Genomic DNA, 306 nt, shown 5'->3' on the forward strand with positions numbered 1-306 from the left:
TATACCTTTTAATATTGATAGCAGCGTATCTTGGTCAATATCCTCCCAAAATGAAGCTACTTTATTTCTTACATTAGCCATGAAATCTACACCTGCTGTTATATCTTGACTGAAATCTTTCTCCATCCATGCTTTAGCTCTACCGATTACTACAACACCTCTTTCATAAGTAACAGTAGTATCTGCTGTTATGTCAGTCATACCATCATAATTAAGTGCATCCCCTTCCAAGTTACCATACATAGGTATTCTTCCATATGATGTAGTTGTTTGACTACTAAATAAGTTTCTAATTTCTGAGTTTGA

Annotated in this window: 1 pseudogene; it reads right to left on the reverse strand. The window is 34.3% G+C overall.

What is annotated here, in order from left to right:
- Positions 1-243 (reverse strand): annotated as a pseudogene (locus tag KGF50_RS22090) (phage coat protein); the annotation flags it as partial.
- Positions 244-306: the final 63 nt, after the last annotated feature.

The sequence above is a fragment of the Clostridioides sp. ZZV15-6598 genome (assembly GCF_020657705.1).
GTDB lineage: Bacteria > Bacillota > Clostridia > Peptostreptococcales > Peptostreptococcaceae > Clostridioides > Clostridioides difficile_F.